The organism is Pseudomonas sp. DTU12.1, assembly GCF_009873475.1.
Classification (GTDB): Bacteria; Pseudomonadota; Gammaproteobacteria; order Pseudomonadales; family Pseudomonadaceae; genus Aquipseudomonas; species Aquipseudomonas proteolytica.
In genome coordinates this window covers 5,271,059-5,294,447 of record NZ_CP045254.1, presented here as the reverse complement: position 1 = coordinate 5,294,447, position 23,389 = coordinate 5,271,059, and the positions used below count along the sequence as shown (strand labels likewise).

Below are 23,389 nucleotides of genomic sequence, written 5' to 3'. Positions count from 1 at the left end.
CAGGCCCCCAGCCAGCAGCCGGTATTACCTGACAGAGGAAGACTTATGTTCGGTTTGGAGGCGCTAGATCTCGCCCGAATTCAATTCGCATTCACCATCTCGTTCCATATCCTGTTCCCGGCCATCACCATTGGCCTGGCCAGTTACCTCGCGGTGCTGGAAGGCCTGTGGCTCAAGACCCACAACGATACCTACCGTGACCTCTACCACTTCTGGTCGAAGATCTTTGCCGTCAACTTCGGCATGGGTGTGGTCTCGGGCCTGGTCATGGCTTATCAGTTCGGCACCAACTGGAGCCGCTTCTCGGACTTCGCCGGTTCCGTCACGGGACCCTTGCTGACCTATGAAGTGCTCACCGCATTCTTCCTCGAAGCGGGCTTTCTGGGGGTGATGCTGTTCGGCTGGAACAAGGTCGGGCGCAAGTTGCACTTCTTTGCCACGGTGATGGTGGCCGTCGGTACGTTGATCTCGACCTTCTGGATCCTCGCGTCCAACAGCTGGATGCAGACGCCGCAAGGCTTTGAAATCATCGATGGCCGAGTGATCCCCACCGATTGGCTGGCAGTGATCTTCAACCCCTCGTTCCCCTATCGCCTGGCGCACATGGCCACGGCGGCGTTTGTCGCCACCGCGTTCTTCGTCGGTTCGTCGGCGGCCTGGCACTTGTTGCGGGGCAAGGACAACCCGGCGATCCGCACCATGCTGTCGATGGCAATGTGGATGGCGCTGATCGTCGCGCCGATCCAGGCGGTGATCGGTGACTTCCACGGCCTCAACACCCTCAAGCATCAGCCGGCAAAAATTGCCGCGATTGAAGGCCATTGGGAAAACATTGGGAATGAACCGACCCCGCTGATCCTGTTCGGCTGGCCGGACATGAAGGAGGAGCGAACCAAGTACAAGGTGGAAATCCCCTACCTGGGCAGCCTGATCCTCACCCATTCCCTGGACAAGCAAGTGCCGGCCCTCAAGGAGTTCCCGCCCGAGGACCGCGCCAATTCGACCATCGTATTCTGGTCGTTCCGCATCATGGTCGGCCTGGGCATGCTGATGATCTTCACCGGCCTGTTCAGCCTCTGGCTGCGCAAGGGCGACAGGATGTACACCAACAAACCGTTCCTCTATCTGGCGCTGTGGATGGGCCCGTCGGGCTTGATTGCAATCCTGGCCGGCTGGTTCACCACCGAAATCGGGCGCCAGCCCTGGGTGGTCTACGGCTTGATGCGCACGGCGGATGCCTCCTCCAATCACAGCGTGGTGCAGATGAGCATCACCCTGGCGCTGTTTGTGGTGGTGTACTTCGCCCTGTTCGGCGCGGGCCTGGGCTACATGATGCGCCTGGTGCGCAAAGGCCCGGTCACCCACGAAAGCACTGAGCCGGCCCACGGCGGCCCCGGGCAGCAACGCACCCCGGCGCGTCCATTGTCGGCGGCCGATGACAGCGGCGACGCCGATCACGGCGACACTCTGAACAAGGGGAATTGAGTCATGGGTATTGATCTTCCGCTGATCTGGGCCGTGATCATCATCTTCGGCATCATGATGTACGTGGTCATGGATGGCTTTGACCTGGGGATCGGCATTCTCTTCCCCTTTATCCCGGGCAAGACTGACCGTGACGTGATGATGAACACCGTCGCCCCCGTGTGGGACGGCAACGAGACCTGGCTGGTACTGGGGGGCGCGGCGTTGTTCGGCGCGTTTCCGCTGGCCTACTCGGTGGTGCTCTCGGCGCTGTACCTGCCGCTGATCCTGATGCTGATCGGCCTGATCTTCCGTGGCGTGGCCTTTGAGTTCCGCTTCAAGGCCAAGGATGACAAGCGCCACCTGTGGGACAAGGCGTTTATCGGTGGCTCGCTCGCGGCAACCTTCTTCCAGGGCGTGGCGCTGGGGGCATTCATTGAAGGCATCCCGGTGGTCGACCGCCAGTTTGCCGGTGGTTCATTGGACTGGTTCTCCCCGTTTGCTTTGTTTTGCGGTGTGGCCTTGATCGTGGCCTATGCGCTGCTGGGTTGCACCTGGCTGATCATGAAGACCGAAGGCAAGTTGCAGGAGCAGATGCACAACCTGGCGCGGCCCCTGGCGTTTGTAGTGTTGGCGGTGATTGGCATTGTCAGCATCTGGACGCCCCTGGCCCACCCGGACATCGCCTCGCGCTGGTTCACCCTGCCGAACCTGTTCTGGTTCCTGCCGGTGCCGATCCTGGTGTTGGTGACCATGTACGCCCTGGTGCGCGCCGTGGCCCGCAATGCCCATTACGCGCCGTTCCTGTTGACGTTGGTGCTGATCTTCCTGGGCTATAGCGGCCTGGGTATCAGCCTGTGGCCAAACATCATCCCGCCGTCGGTCTCGATCTGGGACGCTGCCGCACCGCCGCAAAGCCAGGGTTTCATGCTGGTGGGTACGCTGTTCATCATCCCATTCATCCTGGGCTACACCTTCTGGAGCTACTACGTGTTCCGCGGCAAGGTGACCCATGAAGACGGCTATCACTAGGAGGCTTGCACCATGAGCGGTAAACCTTCACTGGATGACATCGAGCAGGCCGAGAAAAAGCCGCTCTGGCAGCGCCTGGGTTGGCTGGCGATGATCTGGACCGGCAGCGTCCTGGCCCTGTTCGTGGTGGCCAGCCTGATGCGCATGTTTATGAACGCTGCAGGCCTGAGCACTCACTGATATCCCACGCTTTTGACCCTCCTTGTGGAGGGTTTTTTTTGCCTGGGATTATTTGCGGGCCTTGAGAATCACGAACTTTGGCGTCGCTGCCACCTGCTCCACACCGCGGAACAACCGCGCCAGTTTGCTGTGATAGCCCAGGTGGCGGTTGCCGACGATGTACAAGGCGCCACCGACCACCAGCGCTTCGCGGGCTTGCTGGAACATGCGCCAGGCGAGGAAGTCGCCCACTACCTGCTGTTGGTGGAACGGCGGGTTGCACAGCACCACGTCCAGGGATTGCGGTTCCTGATCCGCCAGGCCGTCGCCGGGGCGAATGGTCACTGCCCGCTCGCCCAGTGCGGCCTGCCAGTTCTCGGTCGCTGATTGCACGGCCATATAGGACTCGTCGACCAAGGTGTACTGCGCCTCTGGGTTTTGCAGGGCGCTGGCAATGGCCAGTACTCCGTTGCCGCAACCCAGGTCCGCCACCCGGGCGCTACCCAGGTTTTGCGGCAGGTGCGGGAGGAAGGCGCGGGTGCCGATGTCCAGGCCTTCGCGGCAGAACACATTGGCGTGGTTGAGCAACTCGATGGCCGGGGCGTCGAGGCGATAGCGCGTGGGGTAGGGGGATACGGCCAACGGTCGATCGGCCGGGGTGGCGATCAGCAACCGGGCCTTTTTCACCGCCAGCGAGGCGTGCATCGGGCCGATGTAACGTTCCAGCAGTTCACCGGCGGCCCGGGGCAGATGCTTGACCATCGCGCCAGCGATCACTTCGGCGCCGGGCGCCAATTGGCCTTGCAGACGGATCAACTGTTCTTCCAACAGCGCCAGGGTTTTTGGTACCCGGATCAGGACGCGGTCGAAGGGCCCGCTGAATGCCTGGCTGGCAGGCACGAGCGACAGGGCGTCGAAGGCCTTGCCATTGCGTATCAGGTTTTTCTGCAAGGCCTGGGTGCCCAAAAACGAGTCACCACTGCTGGTGACGTGCACATGCCCCTCCAGGCTGGCTGCCAGCGCGCCAAAGTTGTCATTGAGCACCAGCACGCGGGTATTGCTGGCCGGTTGCTGCTCGGCCAAGTGGGCAAGCAGGTATTCGTCTGCCGCATCGAATGCTTGCAGCGGCTCATTTGGCTGCTCGGGCTGGCGGATCAGGTCGAGTTGGGCGAAGGGGCTATCGAGCAGGGGCATGGCGGGGGGAACTCTGGCTAATCGGCGGGTGTTCCTCGCGGGGCGAGGAACCTTCTGAGTGGACTGCGACGCGGGCGGCGTCATCACTCAGAACTGGCCGTAAATGTTACGTTTTTTTCAAAGGGAATACATTCAGTGTTTTCAGGGGGCTCGTGCTAGTTGCGTTTAAAAAAGGCCTTGTCTGACTGCGGTAAATACGGCGGCAATCTTGTTGGTGACGCCCAGTTTTTTCATCGAACTGCTGATATGAAAGCCGACGGTGCGTTCTGACAGGCACAGAATCGTCGCAATATCGGCAGCTGTCTTGCCCATGGCTGACCATTGCAGAATCTCGGTCTCACGGCTGGTAAGTTTGTTGGGCCTTTGGAAAAACGGCTCCTTGACATAGGACTGGACGGCAACGGTATGCAGTGCATGGCATATCCACAGGACCTGGCCGGCTTTTTCGTAAAGCTCATGGGCTTTCACCGCACCCTTGCTGCGGCCCAGGATAATCATGCTGAAAAGACCACGGAAGTCATGCACTGACTGGGCCCAGCCATGGTTCAAGCCATGGGCTTGTGCGTGAACCCACATGTCCGGCACTGCTGCGAAGGTTTTTTCGTCCCAGACGATCGGCAAGACATCGCGTTTGCAATGGCCGACCAAGGGATCCATTTCGAAGTAATTCTCTGCCTTGTAGATGTTGTTCCATTCATCTGGATAGTTGTTGAGGCGAACGTTCTTACTGGGGCGGTAAAGAGCATTGGAACCCATCACATAACCACAGTACTCAAAACCCAGCTCATAGGTAATGTTCAGAGCCGCCTCGAACATCGTATTCACCTCATCCTCGCCCTCTAGCTTGGGTAGACGTGTGTTGCGCCATTTGACCATCGGTAACTCTCCATGAGTCGCACACTGACACTTCGTAACGCGGGTCCCCATACCGGTATCGATCGAGTGTAGGACAGCTTCTAAAGTGGGCATGGGAATTTTCGTACTTAGCGCCATGCTTTTTAGTCGGATTGCGAGATGAGCAACAAACTACGTTTTCTTGCGATAGACGATTTTCCTTCTCTTAGAGAGGGTTAGCCGCTTGCCTTTAAACGCGCGCTCAACAGTGGCTGTTTAGATGTGCAGTCAAGGGGCCTGGTTAATCGCGAAATAGTTTGGTTTGCGCAATTAGAGCTATTACTCAAGTGCCGTTACAGCAGTGATACATGCCGGTTGTCGCCGGCTGGGCGGATGTCACTACAAACCAACGGTGTTTGCCGGCGCCACTTTGGGCGACACTAGGGGTTACCTGTCGCCCGGAGCCCGCTATGACGGCCAGTGCTGAAAAATTCACACGCCAGACCCTGATCGATGTGCAGTCATTGACCCCCAGTCTGTTTACCCTGCGGACCACCCGCGACCCGGGGTTTCGTTTCGTCGCCGGGCAGTTTGTCCGTCTGGGTGTGACCAAACCCGATGGCAGCCTGGTGTGGCGCGCCTACTCGGTGGTGTCGTCGCCCTTCGATGAGTTCCTGGAGTTCTTCTCGATTGTGGTGCCCGGCGGCGAATTCACCAGTGAGTTGAGCCGCTTGCGTGTCGGCGACGAACTGCTGGTGGAGCGCCAAGCCACGGGCTTCCTGACCCTGGACCGGTTTGTCGATGGCCGGGACCTGTGGTTGCTGGGGACCGGCACCGGCATTGCGCCGTTTCTGTCGATCCTGCAGGACTTTGAAGTCTGGGATAAATTCGAGCGCATCATTCTGGTCTACAGCGCCCGCGAGGCTCGCGAGCTGGCCTACCAGACACTGATCCAGCAGTTGGGCGAGCGTGAGTACCTTAAGGAGTACGCCCATAAACTCACCTACCTGCCCATCGTGACCCGTGAGCAGCACCCGGGCGCACTGAATGGGCGTATCACCACCCTGATCGAAAATGGTGAGCTGGAACGTGCGGCGGGTGTGGCCCTGACGCCAGAGCATTCGCGGGTGATGATTTGCGGCAACCCACAGATGATCGACGACACCCGGCAATTGCTTAAACAGCGCGATATGCAATTGAGCCTGACGCGTCGGCCAGGGCAGGTGGCGGTAGAAAACTACTGGTAGCAAAAAGGCGCCCGATCAGAGGCGCCTTTTTTCAGTGGCCGACAGGTGTTGCAGGTCGGCTACAGGGGCTTGTTGTTCTGAGCCTTGAGCAGGTCGCGGATCTCGCCCAGCAGTTCTTCTTCCTTGGTCGGCACCGGCGGCAGGCTTGGCGCGGCGGCTTCTTCACGCTTGAGGCGGTTGATAGCCTTGACGCCCATGAAGATCGCGAACGCGACGATCACGAAGTCAATCACGCTCTGGATGAATTTGCCGTAGGCCAGGACCACTGCTGGGACATCGCCCTGGGCGGCCTTGAGCGTTACCGCCAGATCACCGAAATCCACACCACCGATCAGCAGACCGATCGGCGGCATCACCACGTCGCCTACAAAGGACGAAACAATTTTGCCGAAGGCGGCGCCGATGATAATACCGACCGCCATGTCGACCACATTACCTTTGACCGCGAAGGCCTTGAACTCACTGATCACGCCCATAGGTTATTCCTTGTTACAGTTGAGAGGAGAGGAACTCAGTGTAAGTCAGTCTGCAGTGACTTGCTCGACACAACTGTTAACACTGTTCGTTGTAATCGACACATTAAAACGCAAATAGTTTGCAAAGTGCCACCAATCGCGCGCGAAATACCCGCCATTTCAGTGGTTTACCACACTATTTTCTCAATCGAGTGTGTGTGAGTTTTCTATTTATCTTCTGGCGCCAGGATCACTAGCCTCTGGCATGCACCCTTAAAAAGTGCCTATAAAACCAGAGGAATCCTTGATGAAAAACCTTAATAGTCGCAGGCCTATTGCTGCGCGCAATCTGCTGTTGATTGCCGGTATCAGTCTATTGTCATTGTCGGTCAGTGCCGCCAACTTGACGCGCGATAATGGCGCGGCGGTGGGCGACAACCAGAACTCGCAGACCGCCGGCGCCAACGGCCCGGTGCTGCTGCAGGACGTCCAACTGATCCAGAAGCTGCAACGCTTTGACCGCGAGCGCATCCCCGAGCGTGTGGTGCATGCCCGTGGCACTGGTGCCCACGGCACCTTCACCGTCACCGATAACCTCAGCGACCTGACCAGGGCCAAAGTATTTGCCGCAGGTGAGGCCACGCCGGTATTCGTCCGGTTCTCTGCCGTAGTCCACGGCAACCATTCCCCGGAAACCCTGCGCGACCCTCGCGGCTTCGCCACCAAGTTCTATACCGCCGAAGGTAACTGGGACCTGGTAGGTAATAATTTCCCGACGTTCTTTATTCGCGATGCCATCAAGTTCCCGGACATGGTGCATGCGTTCAAACCTGACCCACGCACTAACCTGGATGACGACTCCCGTCGTTTTGACTTCTTCTCCCATGTTCCCGAGTCCACCCGCACACTCACCGAGTTGTATTCGGACTCCGGAACCCCGGCCAGCTACCGCGAGATGGATGGTAATGGCGTACATGCCTACAAGTTGATCAATGCCAAGGGTGAAGTGCACTACGTCAAGTTCCATTGGAAGAGCCTGCAGGGCATCAAGAACCTGGATCCAAAACAAGTTGTCGAGGTCCAGGGCCGTGACTACAGCCATATGACTAACGACCTAGTCACCCATATCAACAAGGGCGACTTCCCCAAGTGGGATCTGTACGTACAAGTGCTCAAGCCGGAAGAACTGGCCAAGTTTGATTTCGATCCTCTGGACGCCACTAAGATCTGGCCCGATGTTCCCCAGCGCAAAGTCGGGCAGATGGTGCTCAACCGCAACCCGGCCAACGTCTTCCAGGAAACCGAGCAAGTGGCCATGGCCCCGGCGAACCTGGTGCCGGGTATCGAGCCGTCGGAAGATCGCCTGCTGCAAGGCCGAGTGTTCTCCTATGCGGATACGCAAATGTACCGCCTGGGCGCCAATGCCCTGCAATTGCCGATCAACGCACCACGGGTCACCGTCAACAACGGTAACCAGGACGGCACGATGAACTTCGGCAAGACCAGCAGCGGCGTGAACTACCAGCCAAGCCGCCTGGAACCGCGGGAAGAGCCGCAAAGTGCGCGCTACAGCCAGATGCCCCTGGCCGGCAGCACCCAGCAGGCGAAGATCCAGCGTGAGCAGAACTTCAAGCAGGCAGGCGACTTGTACCGCTCCTTCAGCAAGAAGGAGCGCCAGGACTTGATCGACAACTTCGGTGGCTCCCTGGCGACCACGGATGACGTCAGCAAGCACATTATCCTGTCGTTCCTGTACAAGGCCGACCCGGAATATGGCACTGGCGTGGCCAAAGTGGCCAAGGGTGATCTGGCGCGGGTCAAGGCATTGGCTGAAAAGCTGAACGACTGATCTTAATACCCACTTCTGTAGGAGCGAGCTTGCTCGCGAAGCTCTCAAAGGCACCGCGTACATTCAGGATTAACGCGGTGCCCTTACGTTTTTCGCGAGCAAGCTCGCTCCCACAGGAGCCTTGGAGGATGTCGCTTATGCGTAGCTTTATTGGAGCGCTTTTGGCCTGCTGGTCCTTGAGCGTATTGGCCGACCCGCAGGCCCTCAAGGCGCAATTGCAGGACTACTACTTCGACGCCGCCCGGCGTGGCGATGTGGAGATGCTCAACACCTTTATCGAGTCCGGCTATTCCCTGAATACCGTCGATGACAAGGGCTACACCGCGCTGATCCTGGCCGCCTATCACGGGCAGGGACCGGCCGTGGAGCAACTGCTGGCGGCCGGTGCCGATGCTTGCGTGCAGGACAAACGCGGCAACACGGCGTTGATGGGAGCGATTTTCAAGGGTGAGCTGAGCATTGCCCGGCGTTTGCTGGGCACCGCCTGCAACCCTGACCAACGCAACGGTGCCGGACAGACGGCGGCCATGTACGCCGGGCTGTTCAAGCGCGTGGAACTGCTCGATGCACTCAAGGCCCAGGGCGCCGACCTGAACGCCGAGGACCCGCTGGGCAACAGCGCTACACGATTGGCCAACGGTGAAATCCGTACCGCGCCGCCGCGCTGAGCTATCATCGCGGTTTTTCGGTTGGAGGTTCTCAGATGGCAAAGGCCAAGCGCATGTACGGCTGCACGGAGTGCGGCGCGACCTTTCCCAAATGGGCGGGCCAGTGTGGCGAATGCGGGGCGTGGAACACCCTCACTGAAACCATGATCGAAAGTGGCGGCGCCGCAGCGCCCACCGGTCGCGCAGGCTGGACCGGCCAGCAAGCCCAGATCAAGACCCTGGCTGAAGTCAGCGTCGAAGAAATCCCGCGCTTTTCTACCGCTTCCGGCGAGCTTGACCGGGTGCTCGGTGGCGGCCTAGTGGACGGCTCGGTGGTGTTGATCGGCGGCGATCCGGGGATCGGCAAATCGACCATCCTCCTGCAAACCCTGTGCAGCATCGCCAGCCGCATGCCGGCCTTGTATGTCACCGGCGAAGAATCCCAGCAGCAAGTGGCCATGCGCGCCCGTCGCCTGGGCCTGCCCCAGGACCAGTTGCGGGTCATGACCGAGACCTGTATCGAAAGCATCATCGCCACCGCCCGTGTGGAAAAACCCAAGGTGATGGTGATCGACTCGATCCAGACGATCTTCACCGAGCAGCTGCAATCGGCGCCGGGAGGGGTGTCCCAGGTGCGGGAGAGCGCGGCGTTGCTGGTGCGCTATGCCAAGCAAAGCGGTACGGCGATTTTCCTGGTGGGCCATGTCACCAAGGAAGGCGCGTTGGCCGGCCCGCGGGTGCTGGAGCATATGGTCGATACGGTGCTGTATTTCGAGGGCGAGTCCGATGGGCGCCTGCGCCTGTTGCGCGCGGTGAAAAACCGTTTTGGTGCGGTCAACGAGTTGGGGGTGTTCGCCATGACGGACCGGGGGCTCAAAGAAGTCTCCAACCCCTCGGCGATCTTTCTGACACGCGCCCAGGAAGAAGTACCGGGCAGTGTGGTAATGGCAACGTGGGAGGGCACCCGGCCGATGCTCGTGGAAGTCCAGGCCCTGGTGGACGACAGCCACCTGGCCAACCCGCGCCGCGTGACCCTGGGCCTGGATCAGAACCGCCTGGCGATGCTGCTGGCGGTACTGCATCGCCACGGCGGGATCCCGACCCATGACCAGGACGTGTTCCTCAACGTGGTTGGCGGTGTAAAGGTACTGGAAACCGCGTCGGACCTAGCGTTGATGGCGGCGGTGATGTCCAGCCTGCGCAATCGGCCGTTGCCCCATGACCTGCTGGTATTTGGTGAGGTGGGCTTGTCGGGCGAAGTGCGTCCGGTGCCCAGCGGCCAGGAGCGTCTGAAGGAAGCGGCCAAGCATGGCTTCAAGCGTGCCATCGTGCCCAAGGGCAATGCACCGAAGGAGGCGCCACCGGGGTTGCAGGTGATTGCGGTGACGCGTCTGGAGCAGGCCCTGGACGCCTTGTTCGAATAACCCAAAACCCTGTAGGTGCTGGCTTGCCAGCGATGACGTCGAATCAGTCGCTACATCCCTGACTGACACGCCGCCATCGCCGGCAAAGGTCAGATGTTCAGCAACTCGCCCAGCTCCCGATGCAACTCCTCCTCATCCCCCAGATTCAGCTCGATCAACCTGCGCAAATGGCTGATCGAGTCCAGGTCGATATGCTCACAGACAAACCCCAGTTGCCCCTGGTAATCATGGGTCAGCCGCACCTGCATGCTGACGTCGGTCTGGGCGTCCAGGTGAATGTCCACTTCAAACGGCTCATCACCCTTGCCCAACCACGGCGCGGGCTTTTGCACCAGCAGCCCCTTGAGCGATAAATCCACCAGTTGCACCGGCCATTGCTGGCCGTTCTGCTTGAGTTCGGTCCTGGCATCGAAGGCAATCCGCCGAAAACGGCGGCGATCTGACGGCTGGTCGCTCATGGTGAAACCCTCTGTAGGTACAGGGATTGTAGCCTTGCGCCATTATCGGGCATTTATTTCTGTTTTTTTCGCCCCGGCAAGGCTCTAGACCAACGTAGGGGGCTGGTCTTTAGGGCACAGCGCGCTAAACTCCGGATGGCTGTCTTTCTGTCCAACCTGGCTGGAATAAAAAAATGAAAAATAATAATAGCCTGCTCCGCCATCTACCCTGGCTGTTGCTGGCAATCGTAGGAGCGTGCGCCCTGGGCGTAGTGGCTTTGCGTCGCGGCGAGGCGATCAACGCCTTGTGGATTGTAGTCGCGGCAGTCGCCATCTATCTGGTGGCTTATCGTTACTACAGCCTGTTCATTGCAAATAATGTGATGCAACTCGATCCACGGCGGGCCACCCCCGCAGTGATCAACAACGACGGTCTGGACTATGTGCCGACCAACAAACATATCCTGTTCGGTCACCACTTCGCCGCCATTGCCGGTGCAGGGCCTTTGGTCGGCCCGGTCTTGGCCGCGCAGATGGGCTACCTGCCAGGTACCCTGTGGCTGATTGCCGGCGTGGTGCTGGCGGGTGCGGTGCAGGACTTCATGATCCTGTTCCTGTCCACCCGTCGCAACGGCCGCTCCCTGGGGGATATGGTTCGCGAAGAGATGGGCCGCATTCCCGGGACCATCGCGCTGTTTGGCTGCTTCCTGATCATGATCATCATCCTCGCGGTGTTGTCGCTGATCGTGGTCAAGGCCCTGGCCGAAAGCCCGTGGGGCATCTTCACGGTGATGGCGACCATCCCGATTGCGATGTTCATGGGCGTGTACATGCGCTACATCCGGCCGGGCCGCATTGGCGAGATTTCGATCATCGGCGTGCTGTTGCTGCTGGGTTCGATCTGGCTGGGCGGGCAGATTGCCGCTGATCCGGTCTGGGCCAAGGCCTTCACCTTCACCGGGATCCAGATCACCTGGATGCTGGTCGGCTACGGCTTCGTGGCGGCGGTATTGCCGGTGTGGCTGATCCTGGCTCCCCGTGACTACCTGTCGACGTTCCTGAAAATCGGCACGATCATCGCCCTGGCGATCGGCATTCTGGTCACCATGCCTGACCTGAAAATGCCTGCGCTGACCCAGTTTATCGATGGCACTGGCCCGGTGTGGAAGGGCGGCCTGTTCCCGTTCCTGTTCATCACCATCGCCTGTGGTGCGGTGTCCGGCTTCCATGCGCTGATCTCCTCGGGCACCACGCCCAAGTTGTTGGCCAATGAAGCCCACTCGCGCTACATCGGCTATGGCGGCATGTTGATGGAGTCGTTCGTCGCCATCATGGCCATGGTTGCCGCTTCGGTGATCGAGCCAGGCGTGTACTTCGCCATGAACAGCCCTGCGGCGATTGTCGGCACTGATGTGGTGACCGTTGCCCAGACCGTCAGCAGTTGGGGCTTTGCAATTACCCCGGAAGCGCTGCAGGCAGTGGCCAACGATATCGGTGAAACCACCATCCTGGCCCGTGCCGGCGGTGCGCCGACCCTGGCGGTCGGTATCGCGCAGATCCTGCACAGTGTCCTGCCGGGTGAAAACACCATGGCATTCTGGTACCACTTTGCGATCCTGTTCGAAGCGCTGTTCATCCTGACTGCAGTTGACGCCGGTACCCGTGCCGGTCGCTTCATGCTCCAGGACTTGCTCGGCTCCTTCGTCCCGGCGCTCAAGCGTACCGAGTCCTGGACCGCCAACCTGATCGCGACCGCAGGCTGTGTGGCGATGTGGGGTTACTTGCTGTACCAAGGCGTGATCGATCCGCTGGGTGGCATCAACACCTTGTGGCCGCTGTTCGGCATCTCCAACCAGATGCTGGCCGGTATCGCGCTGATGCTCGCCACTGTTGTGCTGATCAAAATGAAGCGCCAGCGCTACATCTGGGTCACGCTGCTGCCGGCTGTCTGGCTGCTGATCTGCACCACCACCGCAGGCTTTATCAAGCTGTTCGACGCCAACCCGGCAATCGGCTTCCTGTCGCTGGCCAAGAAGTACAGCGATGCGTTGGCCAACGGCCAGATCCTTGCCCCGGCGAAGAACATCGACCAGATGCAGCACGTGATCTGGAACGCCTACACCAACGCGACGCTGACGGTACTGTTCCTGTTCGTGGTCTTCAGCATCTTGTTCTATGCGATCAAAGTCGGCGTAGCCGCCTGGGGTACCAAGGAACGTACGGATAAAGAAGCGCCATTCCAAGCCATGCCGGACGCGTGATAGAGGGTTGCAAACATGTTCAATGACATTGGTCGCCTCGGTAAATACCTCGGTCAGGCCGCGCGCCTGATGGTCGGCATGCCCGACTACGACACCTACGTCGAGCATATGCAAACCAAGCACCCGGACAAGCCGATGATGGACTACAAGGCGTTCTTCCGGGAACGCCAGGAAGCCCGTTACGGCGGCAAGGGCGGGCCCAAGTGCTGTTGAACCCATAGGCTTGGGCCTATGTGATCCCTTGTGGGAGCGGGCTTGCCCGCGATGGCGGACTGTCAGTCAGCAGCGATGTTGAATGTGAGATCGCAATCGCGGGCAAGCCCGCTCCCACATTTGTTTTAAGTTTCCTCAAGGAGAATATTTTTGTCCTCTCCCATCCCCGTCACCGTCCTCAGCGGCTTCCTCGGCGCTGGCAAGACCACCTTGTTGCGTCATCTGCTCAAGGCCGAACACGGCTTGAAAATCGCCGTGATCGAAAACGAATTCAGCGACGCCGGTATCGACACCCAGTTGCTGGGCGATGAGCCGGTGCAAGTCATGACCCTGTCCAACGGTTGCGTGTGCTGCACCATCCACACCGACCTGACCAAAGCCCTGTACCTGCTGCTCGAACGCCTGGACAGCGGCGAGATCGCCTTCGACCGCCTGGTGATCGAATGCACCGGCCTGGCCGACCCGGCGCCGGTGGCCCAGACCTTTTTCATCGATGAAGAACTGCGCGAGCGCTACATCCTCGACGGCATCATCACCCTGGTGGACGCGGCCCACGCCGAACACCACCTGACCCAGACCATCGCCCAGGCGCAGATCGGCTTTGCCGACCGCCTGTTGGTGAGCAAGCGTGACCTGGTGGACGACGCCAGCTTCGACGCCCTTTGCGAGCGCCTGACCCGCATCAACCGCCGTGCGCCGATCCGGGTGGTGGAGCACGGCAAGATTGACCTCGCCGAGTTGCTGGACGTGCGTGGCTTCAACCTCAACGCCGGCATGACCTTGCGCCCGGTCAGCCAGGCACCGTCCATCGACCGTATCTCCAGCCTGGTATTGCGTACCGACCAGCCGCTGGATATCGACCGCCTCAGTGAGTTCATGAACGAACTGCTGGAGGAGCACGGCAAGCAACTGCTGCGCTACAAGGGCGTGCTGAACATCGCCGGGGAAGACCGGCGCATGGTGTTCCAGGGCGTGCTCAAGCTCTACGGTTTCGATTGGGATACTGAATGGGCCGAGGGCGAGGCGCGGGAGAGTGTGATTGTGTTTATTGCTGACGAATTGCCCGAAGAGAAGATTCGCGCGGGCTTCCAGCGGGTCTACCAACCCTGACCTGAAATACAGTCAAAAATGTGGGAGCGGGCTTGCTCGCGAAGGCGACCTGTCAGTTGATGCATGTGCCGACTGATACACTGCCTTCGCGAGCAAGCCCGCTCCCACCTTTTGATCTGCATTCCAAATTCAAATCGGCATAAAAAAGCCCGGCTCAAGAGCCGGGCTTTTCATTCAAGCAACTGCAATCAAGCGCCGTACACCGGCAGCTTCTTGCAGATGGCCTTGACCTTCTCACGTACCGCGTCGATCACGGCTTCGTTGGACAGGTCTGCCAGGATGTCGCAGATCCAGCCAGCCAGTTCCTTGCACTCTGCTTCCTTGAAGCCACGAGTGGTCACGGCCGGGGTGCCGAAGCGCAGGCCCGAGGTGACGAACGGCGAACGTGGGTCGTTCGGTACCGAGTTCTTGTTCACGGTGATGAAGGCTTTGCCCAGGGCAGCGTCAGCATCTTTACCGGAGATGTCCTGCTTGATCAGCGACAGCAGGAACAGGTGGTTTTCAGTACCGCCGGAAACCACGTCAAAACCGCGCTCGATGAACACACTGGCCATGGCCTGGGCGTTTTTCACCACTTGTTGCTGGTAAGTCTTGAACTCAGGCTGCAACGCTTCCTTGAAGCAGATCGCTTTAGCGGCGATCACGTGCTCCAGCGGGCCACCCTGGGCGCCCGGGAATACCGCGGAGTTCAGCTTCTTCTCGATCTCGGCGTTGGCACGCGCCAGGATCAGGCCGCCACGTGGACCGCGCAGGGTCTTGTGGGTCGTGGTGGTCACGACGTCAGCGTAAGGCACTGGGTTCGGGTAGACGCCAGCGGCGACCAGACCGGCCACGTGGGCCATGTCGACGAACAGGTAGGCGCCAACCTTGTCGGCGATTTCACGGAAGCGTGGGAAGTCGAGGATCTGCGAGTAGGCAGAGAAACCGGCCACGATCATTTTTGGCTTGTGCTCGACCGCCAGGCGCTCGACTTCGTCGTAGTCGATCAGGCCATTGCCGTCGATGCCGTACTGCACAGCGTTGTACAGCTTGCCGGAGGACGAAACGCTGGCGCCGTGGGTCAGGTGACCGCCGTGGGCCAGGCTCATGCCCAGGATGGTGTCGCCGCCTTGCAGCAGGGCCAGGTAAACGGCCGCGTTGGCTTGGGAGCCGGCGTGTGGCTGGACGTTGGCGTAATCGGCGCCGAACAGTTCCTTGGCACGGTCGATGGCCAGTTGCTCAACCACGTCGACGAACTCGCAACCGCCGTAGTAGCGCTTGCCTGGGTAGCCTTCGGCGTACTTGTTGGTCAGAACCGAACCTTGAGCCTCCATCACCGCAGGGCTGGTGTAGTTTTCCGAAGCGATCAGCTCAATGTGCTCTTCCTGGCGCACAGCTTCTTGCTCCATGGCGGCAAAGAGATCGGCGTCGTACTTGGCAATAGTCAAATCACGGCTGAACATGGCGGTCCTCAAGGATCGGGGGCAGAAAAGAGGGGCATTCTAACCCAATGGGTTTTAGATGGCATATGAAAGGACATCATGTCGCGGACAAGTGGCGCTCATCCAGAGATGGATGGCGTATTTGAGGGCCTCATCGCGGGCAAGCCCGCTCCCACATGGGAACGCATTTCAACTGTGGGAGCGGGCTTGCTCGCGAAGAGGCCATCAGCCTCACCGCAAAATTTCAGTCAAACATGAACAGCGCATCATTACTGAACTGCGCCTCAAACCGATTGGCCGGCATCGGCCGCCCAAACAGATAGCCCTGTACCTCGTCACAGCCATGCTCGCGCAGGAAGTCCAGTTGCTCATGGGTTTCCACGCCTTCGGCGATCACCGCCAGGTTCAGGCTGTGGGCCATGGCGATGATTGCGCGGGCGATCTGCGCGTCCTGCTCGCCGGACGGCAGGCCGTCGACGAAGGTGCGGTCGATCTTGAGCACGTCGATGGGGAATTGCTTGAGGTAGTTGAGCGATGAATAACCCGTGCCGAAGTCGTCTACGGCGATGCTCAGGCCAAGGTTTTTCAGGCTGGCGAGGATCTGCAGGGCTTCGTTGACTTCGCGCATCAGGATACTTTCGGTCAGCTCCAGTTCCAGGCACGCCGGCGGCAGCCCGGTTTCCTTGAGGATGGTAGCGATCCGCGTACCCAACTGCCCGTCCGAGAACTGCCGGGCCGAAATGTTCACCGAAACCTTGGGTACCCGCACCTTGTTCTGGTGCCAGGTCTTGAGTTGGCGGCAGGCCTCGTCGATCACCCAGTCGCCCACATCCACCACCAGGCCCAATTCTTCCAGTACCGGGATGAAATCCCCCGGCGGTACCAGCCCGCGCCGTGGGTGGCGCCAGCGCAGCAGGGCTTCGGCGCCGGTCAAACGTTTGCCATCGCCACTGAACTGCGGTTGGTAATACAGCACGAATTCGTTCTGGTCCAAGGCATGGCGCAGGTCGCTCTCCAGTTCCAGGCGCTCCAGGGCGCTGGCGTTCATGTCGGCCTGGTAGAACTGGAAGTTGTTCTTGCCGCGCTCCTTGGCGTGGTACATCGCCGTGTCGGCGTTTTTCATCAGTTGGCTCAGTTCGTTGCCGTCCTGAGGGCTCAGGGCGATACCGATGCTGGCGGTGACAAAAAACTCGCGGCCTTCGAGCACAAACGGCTTCACCAGGCTGGCGAGGATCTGCTCGGCCACATGAATAGCCCGGTTCAGCGCCATTTCGCGGCTGACCCGCGGTTGCAGGAGCAAGGTGAACTCGTCACCGCCCATGCGCGCCACGGTGTCGTCTTCGGCCACACAGCCGAGCAGGCGGGTGGCCATTTCCTTGAGCATGCGATCGCCGGCGGCGTGGCCCAGGGAGTCGTTGATCGGCTTGAAACGGTCGAGGTCGAGGAACATCAGCACCACCCACGACTTCTGCCGTTCGGCCGACTGCAACGCGGTGTGCAGGCGATCCTGGAACAGGGTGCGGTTGGGCAGGTGGGTCAGAGCGTCGTAGTAGGCCAGGCGGTGGATGCGTTGTTCGCTGGCCTTGCGCTCGCTGATATCACTGAAGAAGCACACATAACTGGCCAGGTCGCCTTCATCATCGAGTACGGCGGTAATGCCGACCCAGGCCGGGTAATGTTCGCCGCTGCGGCGCTTGAGCCACACTTCGCCTTCCCAGGTGCTGTGCTGGTGCAACTGCTTGAGCACGTAGCGCAGGTGCGCTTCCTGCTGTTCGTCGACGGTGAGCATGTTCGGCAACTGGTCGAGGACGTCGGCCACCGCATAACCGCTGACCCGGCTGAACGCTTCGTTGGCCTGCACGATATAGCCGGCCGGGTCGGTGATCAGGATTGCCGAGGTGGAATGCTCGAATACCGTGGCCGCCATGCGCAGGTCTTTCTCGGCGCGGCGTTGCTGGCTGATATCGCGACCCACGCCGAGGATGCCTTCGAACGCGCCGTGCTCGTCCCACACCAGCACCAGGCGCAGCTCGATCGGCACCTTGCGCCCATCGGCCCGCAGGCAGTCGAACAGGAACAGTTGGGTCTGCACGTCATCGCGCAGCAGGGCCAGGGCTTCGGGCTGGTCGAGGGAGCGGCTGACCCGTTCTACCAGGGTGTAAATACCGGTCAGTTGTTGCGGGTTGGCGATGGTCGATTGCCAGCCGTTCTTGAAGATCCAGTCGACTTCATAGCCCAGCACTGCATTCACCGACGGGCTGACATAGTTGAGGGCCAGCTTGCTGTCGGTGGAGAAAATCACGTCGCTGATGCTTTCGGCCAGCATCCGGTAGCGCTGCTCGCTGTCGCGCAGGGACTCGCTGGCTTCGATCTGGTCGGTGATGTCCTTGGCCACGCCGATGATCCGCGTGACTTGGTCGGTCTTGTCCCGGGCCAGGGCCTGTTCGCGGATCTCGAAGCGCCGCCACTGATTGTTGCGGTGCCTAAAGCGCAGCTGGCACTGCAACTGTGCCAGGTATCCGGCGGCGCGCTGTTGCTGGCGCAGTTCGTGGTAGTACTCGGCGTCTTCGGGGTGCAGCAGGATCTCCCAGAAGTACTCGCCCATCTGTTGCAGTTCGTGCCGGTTGTAGCCCAGGGTATGGCCCAGGTGGTGGTTGCTGAAGATCATCCGCTGGCTGATCACATCCTGCACATACAGGTGATCCGGCACGGTACGCACCACGTCCGACCAGAACCCTTCGCGCTCCACCAGCGACAGTTCGATCAGTTTGCGGCTGGTGATATCGCTGATGCTGAGGATCACTGCCTTATAGTCGTGCTGTGCTTCCGGCAGGCGCATCACCAGCCACAGGTACTGGTCGTTGCCGTCGATGTCGCTGAGTTGAATCTCCAGCTCCAGCTGTTTTTGCTGGGTCAGCACGGCTTCCAGCACTTGGTAGCCAATGGCGCTGGTGTTCAGCGCGCAACCGTCGATCAAACGGTCCCAGGCCTGTTCGCAGGACGCCACATTCAGCAGGCGCACCGCCACCTGGTTGACTTCAGTGATGCGCAGTTCCTTGAGCAGATGCTGGCGTTGCTCGGGGCTGTTTTGCAGCCAGTCCTGCAACTGCTCGCGGGTGTGCAACTGGGCCTTGTCGAAGAACCCCCGCAGGCCCGACAGGTCGAGCACGCACAAGGCCACGCCGGTGCCGTCGAAGATATCCTGATAGCGGCGCCGGCCTTCGTTGACCTGGCGCTGGCGGCGGCGCATGTTCAGCAGCACCAGCACCGGGATCAGCGAAAAGGCCAGGCCCAGCAGGCACTTGCCGATAAACGCCGGCAGCAGTTGCTCCAGCACGGCGGCGCGGTCGAACAGGCCGCGCAGTTGCCAGTCGCTTTTGCTCAAGGGGGTGACCAGTACGGTTTTATTCAGTTCTTCCGGGGTCAGCCCGGACGACCATTGGCTGGGCATGCCGCTGTCGCGACTGACAATCCGATGGTTCAACTGGTTTTCAATCGCCCACATCGGGCGCGGCCCCTGGCCGTCCTGGCGCGTCAGGTTGGCCAGGTAATTGGGGGCCAGGCGCAACGCCCAGTACATTTTTGCGCCGCCACTGGGTTGGTGCAGCAGCAAGTAGATGACGGAGCCGTCGCTGTTGTTGCTCAGGTAATAGGACTGGGCATGGCTGCGCTTGACCAGTTCTTCTAGCCAGGCACCGTCCTGGCTGTTGTCGGCGGTGTCACTGATGATCGCGCCGCTGGGGGCGAGCAGGGCGACGCTGCGTAGTTCCGGCAGCGAGCGTTGCAAGCTGCGCACCAGGGCCTGGTGCTGTTCTTCGTTGCGTGGGGGCTCGACAATCGGCAGCAGGTTGAGGGCGATTTGCGCGCTCAGGGCCATGTTCAGGCTGATCTGTTCGGCCAGGTCGGCGCTGTAGTTGATGGTGTATTGCTGCTGGTTCTTCTGGTTTTGCTGCAGTTGGTCCAGCAGTTGCCAGAACAATAGCGCGAGCAGCAACAGGACCAGCGTCGCCAACGCGCCCTTGAGGGTTCCGTGCAGGGGGGCGCCCGGCGCAATATGGGCTGCGCGCAACGGGCTTGGCTTTGTTACGTTGGTCAAGCTGTGATCCTGCGGTTTGGCTGTACTGGCGCGCGACGTGCACTATAAGCCGGACGCCCGAAGGGCGGCTAGCATGCCTTGAGTTGTGGCAAAGTGCCAGCGCCGCCTGGCAGGACTATAAGGCCGGGCCGGTACGGATCAACGCATCCGCCAGTTTGAATAGAATTGCCAGTGCAAAGCAACTAATAACCACAGACGCCGTGCGGTTTATGTTTTGCGGGGTCAACCAGGCATGCCCGCTGCGCTTGATACGCGCACCGAAGAGCACCCAGGCGCAGCCTACGGGGATCACTACCGCGGTGAATTGCATGACGAACTGCCCATACAAGGCGGTATCGGCAAAGGTTTGCACGGGCACGATGAACGACACCACCAGCAAGCCCTTGGGGTTGATCAGCGTCAGCAAAAAGAACTGCCGGCGCGATACCCGCGCGCCCGGCATGGCGGGCAGGCCGGCGGTGGGCTCGCGCCACAGGCAGTACGAGGTCTTGGCCAGGTAACAGATCGAGACAAACTGCATCACTTTCAGGCACCAGGGCGCGCTGGCACCCATATGGCTGAGCAGGTAGCCCCAAAATGAAATCTGCAGCAGGTAAGCCAGGCATTCCAACAAGCTCAAGGTCCAGGCCCGCCTGAAACCAGAAAGCACCCCAGAGCGCAATAACAGGGTATTGGTCGGCCCCGGCATTAATAGCAGCAACCCAAGTGCAGACATGACGTTGAGCATGAAGGCTGTCTCCCAGGACAGTCAGGGGTTAGGGCGGTTAGTCCAGCAGGTAGATTTCGACACGCTCTTTTTGCGCCCCGATGTTATTGCGCTTGAGGCGGATCTTGCCGATTTCGCCAGTGGTGTTCAGGTGCGTACCGCCACAGGGCACTTGGGAAAACCCGTCGATGTGCCAGCAGCGGCGCAAGCGCGCGGTGTCGGTGAAGCGGCTTTCAATGGGCAGATCGGCCGCGACCAGCGTATCGACTTCCTGCAGGATATCGGGAAAGTACTGGCTGACATTCTCTGCCAGGGTAAAGTCGATCCGCGCCTTGGTCTGGCCTATGTGGGCGCCGATTTTCTGCAGGTCGGGGAATTTCTTGTAGAACAGTTCCAGCACGATTTCCGCGGCGAAGTGTAACCGCATCAATGCGTAGCGCCGAGGCCAGTCGATCGTTACGTTGACCTGGTCGCCAACGGCAAAGTCCGGGTCCTGGGCCAGGGCATAGATGATCCGCTCACCTGCCACCGTGGCCTGGCTGACCTCAATGTGGTTGATCGTACCGTGATCAGACTCCTGGCCGCCCGACTCGGCAAAAAAAATCGTCGGGCTGATCTCCACGTTACGCCCCTCGATACTCAGCACACGAGCGTCCAGGGTCGAAAGGTAAGGGGTATTCCAGAATGCGCGTTCCATATGACTTAGCTGCCTTGTTCACTGAGGGCGGTTAAAAAAAACGAGTAAAAGCGTGGAAAGTCGTCTTCGAAAAAAAAGTGCCCGCCTGGTACGCACTGGCTCTGAAAAGTGGCACTGGTGTAGCAACCCCACTCGTCGAGGCGATGGGGGTCGATCAACGGGTCGTCATAGCCGTTGAGGGTATGCAGGGGGACCGGCAAGGGTCGCAGGAAGCGGTAGGTCAGTTGTTGGTTGAGCGCCAGGTCGGCCTTGAGTTTCTTCACGGCGGTACGGGCGAAACTGCACGCAGGGTCCGGTGGCAACGGCAGGGTGCTTTGCGCTCGGATGTGCGCCCATAACTGCTGATCGTTCATCGCTCCCAGTAACGGGGAATAGCCGGTATGGGGCGGCATGCGCCCGGAAAGAAGCAGGTGGGTGGGTAAAGGGTGGCCCCGTTCGGCCAGGGCATGGGCGATATCCAGTGCCAGGCCGGCGCCGAAGCTGTGGCCATAGAAGGCAAACGGAAGTGTCAGCGCTTGCAGCTCGGTGACTATGGCATTGATCATTTGCTCGACACTGAGCGCTGGCGCCTCCTGGATACGTTCCTCACGTCCAGGCAGCCTGACCCCCCAGGCCGCGATGTCGATGCTGTTTAAGGCGTTCAACCCGAGGAACGGCGCCATGCCTCCACCGCCATAGGGGAAGCACAGCAATATGCGTCGCTGGACGGCGGCGTGCCCTGTGTGGAACGGTGCGAGCCAGCGGGGCTGCGCCAGGGTTGTGTGGTTCATGGCGTCCCTCTCATCCAGTGATCTCGAACAGGCCGACCGCCGGATGAAACATGTGTGACGTCGTCAGTGAACGGTGTTCTGGTGTGGCGGGATAGGGAATCGTCATGGCATTGGTCACGGTCACCCCCCCGATTTTTGCCAGTGACGCCTGGGTGGTGTGCAGGTCACCGACCTTGAAGGCCACGTGATAGATACACGCCTCCACGTCCACCAGCAGCCGGCTGACCACGCTGTCGGCGCGAAAGGGTTCGACCACTTCGACGATCTCACCCGCCGGAGAACGCAATTTGGTGATGAATACGCCAAAGGTCTCGATCGGTTGCCGATGAAACAGCACCTCGAACCCCAGGGTCTTGAAGAACGCTGAGGTTTTTTCCGTGGATCGGGTGGCGTAGGCGATATGGTCGATCGCCAGGTACGAGGGCTGTTCCATGGGCGATCCTTGTCAACTGGCCAGAGGCTTGAGGTCCAGGCCACTGAGGCTCCTGTTCGCCACGCGGTTTTGCTGGTCGGTACAGGTCCCGGCAACTTGCACCACGCCGAATTTGTCGAGGCGATACTCGCCACCAAACTCTTTCACATAGTCGGTGCCGGGGTAGACCTTCACCCGCCCTGGAACATAGCGCGCCACATACCCCAGGCGGGTTTTGTCCGACGTCGAGTTGGGCAGCGAGGAGTGCATCAGCATCGAGCGGAAGATCACAAACTGCCCGGCTTTCATCACGATCGGCACCGCTGCGGCTTCGTCCGGTTGCCAGGATTTGTCTTTTTGCAGGGTGCTGTAGTCGTAGCCGTTGAAGCCGCGGGCGTATTGGCCCTTGACCACATCTTTATTGGCGACCGGGTCGAACGTCATGCCGATGGACTCGTCGTAGTTCATTTTTTTGTGGGTGCCTGGAATAAACAGCATGCAGCCGTTTTCCGGGGTGGCGTCGGTAAAACCGGTCCACACGTTGATGGCGCCGCCGAATGCTTCATCCTCGGGCCAGACCAGTTGGGGTTCCCCGGAGGCATGGCCGAACGTGTCCGCCTGGTGCCAATCGGTGCCTTCATTGCCGGGATATTTGGGAATGAACTCGCTGCGCCAGCAGATTACGTCCGGGCCCAGGATGCTTTTGAGGCGGTGCACGATCTCTTTGCGAAAGACATGACGGGTCAGCAATTCAACGTCCAGGTGCCGGTCGTAATTGGTGATCGCCACATCCAGGGGCGCGTCATAGGGCGCGTGCGTACGGTTGAACAATTGCGCCCGTACGGTTTTATGCAGTTGCATCATTTCTTCAGGCTCGTAGAGCGTGAAGGGCCCGATAAAGCCGTCCCGGTCGAATTGCTGATGCTCCTGTTCCGTCAACGAAAAGTCAGTGATATCCATG

General features: G+C 60.0%; 21 protein-coding genes. 10 read left to right on the top strand and 11 right to left on the bottom strand.

The annotated features are described in order from the left end of the window. Window positions 1–45: 45 nt before the first annotated feature. The 3 genes from GDV60_RS23435 to GDV60_RS23425 are packed head-to-tail and all read left to right on the top strand — an operon-like array spanning window position 46 to window position 2,676. Entirely contained in the window at window positions 46–1,485 is a 1,440-nt protein-coding gene (locus GDV60_RS23435; RefSeq protein ID WP_029292142.1) for a cytochrome ubiquinol oxidase subunit I, read from the top strand. 3 nt (window positions 1,486–1,488) lie between these two features. After that, complete coding sequence (gene cydB / locus GDV60_RS23430; RefSeq protein ID WP_029292140.1) at window positions 1,489–2,496, top strand: cytochrome d ubiquinol oxidase subunit II; 1,008 nt, start codon at window positions 1,489–1,491, stop codon at window positions 2,494–2,496. Window positions 2,497–2,508: 12 nt separating this feature from the next. Next, window positions 2,509–2,676 (top strand): DUF2474 domain-containing protein, encoded by a 168-nt coding sequence (locus GDV60_RS23425; protein ID WP_065942821.1) that lies wholly within the window; start codon window positions 2,509–2,511, stop codon window positions 2,674–2,676. A 48-nt stretch (window positions 2,677–2,724) separates the two neighbouring features. On the opposite strand, the gene GDV60_RS23420 is transcribed toward GDV60_RS23425, so the two are convergent. Both GDV60_RS23420 and GDV60_RS23415 read right to left on the bottom strand, forming a co-directional pair. Further along, entirely contained in the window at window positions 2,725–3,849 is a 1,125-nt protein-coding gene (locus tag GDV60_RS23420; protein ID WP_159908891.1) for a methyltransferase, read from the bottom strand. A gap of 165 nt (window positions 3,850–4,014) precedes the next feature. Further along, window positions 4,015–4,725, bottom strand: a complete 711-nt coding sequence (locus GDV60_RS23415; RefSeq protein ID WP_159908889.1) for a LuxR family transcriptional regulator — start codon at window positions 4,723–4,725, stop codon at window positions 4,015–4,017. A 428-nt stretch (window positions 4,726–5,153) separates the two neighbouring features. On the opposite strand from GDV60_RS23415, the gene GDV60_RS23410 reads away from it, so the two are divergent. Continuing rightward, complete coding sequence (locus tag GDV60_RS23410) at window positions 5,154–5,930, top strand: ferredoxin--NADP reductase (RefSeq protein ID WP_159908887.1); 777 nt, start codon at window positions 5,154–5,156, stop codon at window positions 5,928–5,930. A 59-nt stretch (window positions 5,931–5,989) separates the two neighbouring features. Here the strand turns inward: GDV60_RS23410 and mscL are convergent, their stop codons facing one another. After that, complete coding sequence (mscL, locus tag GDV60_RS23405; RefSeq protein WP_029292131.1) at window positions 5,990–6,406, bottom strand: large-conductance mechanosensitive channel protein MscL; 417 nt, start codon at window positions 6,404–6,406, stop codon at window positions 5,990–5,992. A gap of 286 nt (window positions 6,407–6,692) precedes the next feature. On the opposite strand from mscL, the gene GDV60_RS23400 reads away from it, so the two are divergent. The 3 genes from GDV60_RS23400 (at window position 6,693) to radA (ending at window position 10,305) form a co-directional block, all read left to right on the top strand. Continuing rightward, on the top strand, window positions 6,693–8,234 hold the full coding sequence (locus GDV60_RS23400) for a catalase (protein WP_159908885.1): 1,542 nt from the start codon (window positions 6,693–6,695) through the stop codon (window positions 8,232–8,234). A gap of 137 nt (window positions 8,235–8,371) precedes the next feature. Then, window positions 8,372–8,902: an ankyrin repeat domain-containing protein gene (locus tag GDV60_RS23395; protein ID WP_029292128.1), complete on the top strand. Its 531-nt coding sequence runs from the start codon at window positions 8,372–8,374 to the stop codon at window positions 8,900–8,902. A 35-nt stretch (window positions 8,903–8,937) separates the two neighbouring features. Continuing rightward, window positions 8,938–10,305, top strand: coding sequence for a DNA repair protein RadA (gene radA / locus GDV60_RS23390; protein WP_029292126.1), 1,368 nt, complete (start codon window positions 8,938–8,940; stop codon window positions 10,303–10,305). A gap of 89 nt (window positions 10,306–10,394) precedes the next feature. Here radA and GDV60_RS23385 read toward each other — a convergent pair whose 3' ends face one another. After that, a complete protein-coding gene (locus tag GDV60_RS23385) occupies window positions 10,395–10,763 on the bottom strand; it encodes a PilZ domain-containing protein (protein ID WP_159908883.1) in 369 nt (122 codons plus the stop codon). Window positions 10,764–10,936: 173 nt separating this feature from the next. On the opposite strand from GDV60_RS23385, the gene GDV60_RS23380 reads away from it, so the two are divergent. The 3 genes from GDV60_RS23380 (at window position 10,937) to yjiA (ending at window position 14,326) form a co-directional block, all read left to right on the top strand. Next, window positions 10,937–13,003, top strand: coding sequence for a carbon starvation CstA family protein (locus tag GDV60_RS23380; protein WP_029292122.1), 2,067 nt, complete (start codon window positions 10,937–10,939; stop codon window positions 13,001–13,003). Between the two features lie 15 nt (window positions 13,004–13,018). After that, the gene (locus GDV60_RS23375; RefSeq protein WP_029292120.1) at window positions 13,019–13,216 is read left to right on the top strand and encodes a YbdD/YjiX family protein; all 198 of its coding nucleotides are present in this window, start codon (window positions 13,019–13,021) and stop codon (window positions 13,214–13,216) included. Window positions 13,217–13,366: 150 nt separating this feature from the next. Further along, window positions 13,367–14,326 carry a GTPase gene (yjiA, locus tag GDV60_RS23370; RefSeq protein WP_029292117.1) on the top strand — a complete coding sequence of 320 codons (960 nt, stop codon included), beginning with the start codon at window positions 13,367–13,369 and terminating at the stop codon, window positions 14,324–14,326. 188 nt (window positions 14,327–14,514) lie between these two features. On the opposite strand, the gene glyA is transcribed toward yjiA, so the two are convergent. The 7 genes from glyA to GDV60_RS23335 all read right to left on the bottom strand — a co-directional run bounded on the left by glyA (window position 14,515) and on the right by GDV60_RS23335 (window position 23,388). After that, entirely contained in the window at window positions 14,515–15,768 is a 1,254-nt protein-coding gene (gene glyA / locus GDV60_RS23365) for a serine hydroxymethyltransferase (RefSeq protein WP_029292115.1), read from the bottom strand. Window positions 15,769–15,991: 223 nt separating this feature from the next. After that, window positions 15,992–19,843 (bottom strand): bifunctional diguanylate cyclase/phosphodiesterase, encoded by a 3,852-nt coding sequence (locus GDV60_RS23360; RefSeq protein ID WP_159908881.1) that lies wholly within the window; start codon window positions 19,841–19,843, stop codon window positions 15,992–15,994. 115 nt (window positions 19,844–19,958) lie between these two features. Continuing rightward, complete coding sequence (locus GDV60_RS23355) at window positions 19,959–20,570, bottom strand: LysE family translocator (RefSeq protein WP_159908879.1); 612 nt, start codon at window positions 20,568–20,570, stop codon at window positions 19,959–19,961. A gap of 37 nt (window positions 20,571–20,607) precedes the next feature. After that, window positions 20,608–21,246: an alanyl-tRNA editing protein gene (locus tag GDV60_RS23350; RefSeq protein ID WP_159908877.1), complete on the bottom strand. Its 639-nt coding sequence runs from the start codon at window positions 21,244–21,246 to the stop codon at window positions 20,608–20,610. Window positions 21,247–21,251: 5 nt separating this feature from the next. Beyond that, complete coding sequence (locus GDV60_RS23345; protein ID WP_159908875.1) at window positions 21,252–22,016, bottom strand: thioesterase II family protein; 765 nt, start codon at window positions 22,014–22,016, stop codon at window positions 21,252–21,254. A 10-nt stretch (window positions 22,017–22,026) separates the two neighbouring features. Further along, the gene (locus GDV60_RS23340; protein ID WP_070994157.1) at window positions 22,027–22,449 is read right to left on the bottom strand and encodes a VOC family protein; all 423 of its coding nucleotides are present in this window, start codon (window positions 22,447–22,449) and stop codon (window positions 22,027–22,029) included. Between the two features lie 12 nt (window positions 22,450–22,461). Next, the gene (locus GDV60_RS23335; RefSeq protein WP_070994156.1) at window positions 22,462–23,388 is read right to left on the bottom strand and encodes a chlorinating enzyme; all 927 of its coding nucleotides are present in this window, start codon (window positions 23,386–23,388) and stop codon (window positions 22,462–22,464) included. Window position 23,389: the final 1 nt, after the last annotated feature.

Bases quoted from the DNA above. Each gene is read 5' to 3' on its own strand.
- GDV60_RS23375 (WP_029292120.1), top strand. From the start codon at position 13,019: ATGTTCAATGACATTGGTCGCCTCGGTAAATACCTCGGTCAGGCCGCG.
- GDV60_RS23425 (WP_065942821.1), top strand. From the start codon at position 2,509: ATGAGCGGTAAACCTTCACTGGATGACATCGAGCAGGCCGAGAAAAAG.
- GDV60_RS23395 (WP_029292128.1), top strand. From the start codon at position 8,372: ATGCGTAGCTTTATTGGAGCGCTTTTGGCCTGCTGGTCCTTGAGCGTA.
- GDV60_RS23350 (WP_159908877.1), bottom strand. From the start codon at position 21,246: ATGGAACGCGCATTCTGGAATACCCCTTACCTTTCGACCCTGGACGCT.
- GDV60_RS23410 (WP_159908887.1), top strand. From the start codon at position 5,154: ATGACGGCCAGTGCTGAAAAATTCACACGCCAGACCCTGATCGATGTG.
- GDV60_RS23385 (WP_159908883.1), bottom strand. From the start codon at position 10,763: ATGAGCGACCAGCCGTCAGATCGCCGCCGTTTTCGGCGGATTGCCTTC.
- mscL (WP_029292131.1), bottom strand. From the start codon at position 6,406: ATGGGCGTGATCAGTGAGTTCAAGGCCTTCGCGGTCAAAGGTAATGTG.
- GDV60_RS23335 (WP_070994156.1), bottom strand. From the start codon at position 23,388: ATGGATATCACTGACTTTTCGTTGACGGAACAGGAGCATCAGCAATTC.
- GDV60_RS23435 (WP_029292142.1), top strand. From the start codon at position 46: ATGTTCGGTTTGGAGGCGCTAGATCTCGCCCGAATTCAATTCGCATTC.
- GDV60_RS23345 (WP_159908875.1), bottom strand. From the start codon at position 22,016: ATGAACCACACAACCCTGGCGCAGCCCCGCTGGCTCGCACCGTTCCAC.
- GDV60_RS23340 (WP_070994157.1), bottom strand. From the start codon at position 22,449: ATGGAACAGCCCTCGTACCTGGCGATCGACCATATCGCCTACGCCACC.
- radA (WP_029292126.1), top strand. From the start codon at position 8,938: ATGGCAAAGGCCAAGCGCATGTACGGCTGCACGGAGTGCGGCGCGACC.
- GDV60_RS23420 (WP_159908891.1), bottom strand. From the start codon at position 3,849: ATGCCCCTGCTCGATAGCCCCTTCGCCCAACTCGACCTGATCCGCCAG.
- glyA (WP_029292115.1), bottom strand. From the start codon at position 15,768: ATGTTCAGCCGTGATTTGACTATTGCCAAGTACGACGCCGATCTCTTT.
- GDV60_RS23415 (WP_159908889.1), bottom strand. From the start codon at position 4,725: ATGGTCAAATGGCGCAACACACGTCTACCCAAGCTAGAGGGCGAGGAT.
- GDV60_RS23380 (WP_029292122.1), top strand. From the start codon at position 10,937: ATGAAAAATAATAATAGCCTGCTCCGCCATCTACCCTGGCTGTTGCTG.
- GDV60_RS23400 (WP_159908885.1), top strand. From the start codon at position 6,693: ATGAAAAACCTTAATAGTCGCAGGCCTATTGCTGCGCGCAATCTGCTG.
- cydB (WP_029292140.1), top strand. From the start codon at position 1,489: ATGGGTATTGATCTTCCGCTGATCTGGGCCGTGATCATCATCTTCGGC.
- GDV60_RS23355 (WP_159908879.1), bottom strand. From the start codon at position 20,570: ATGCTCAACGTCATGTCTGCACTTGGGTTGCTGCTATTAATGCCGGGG.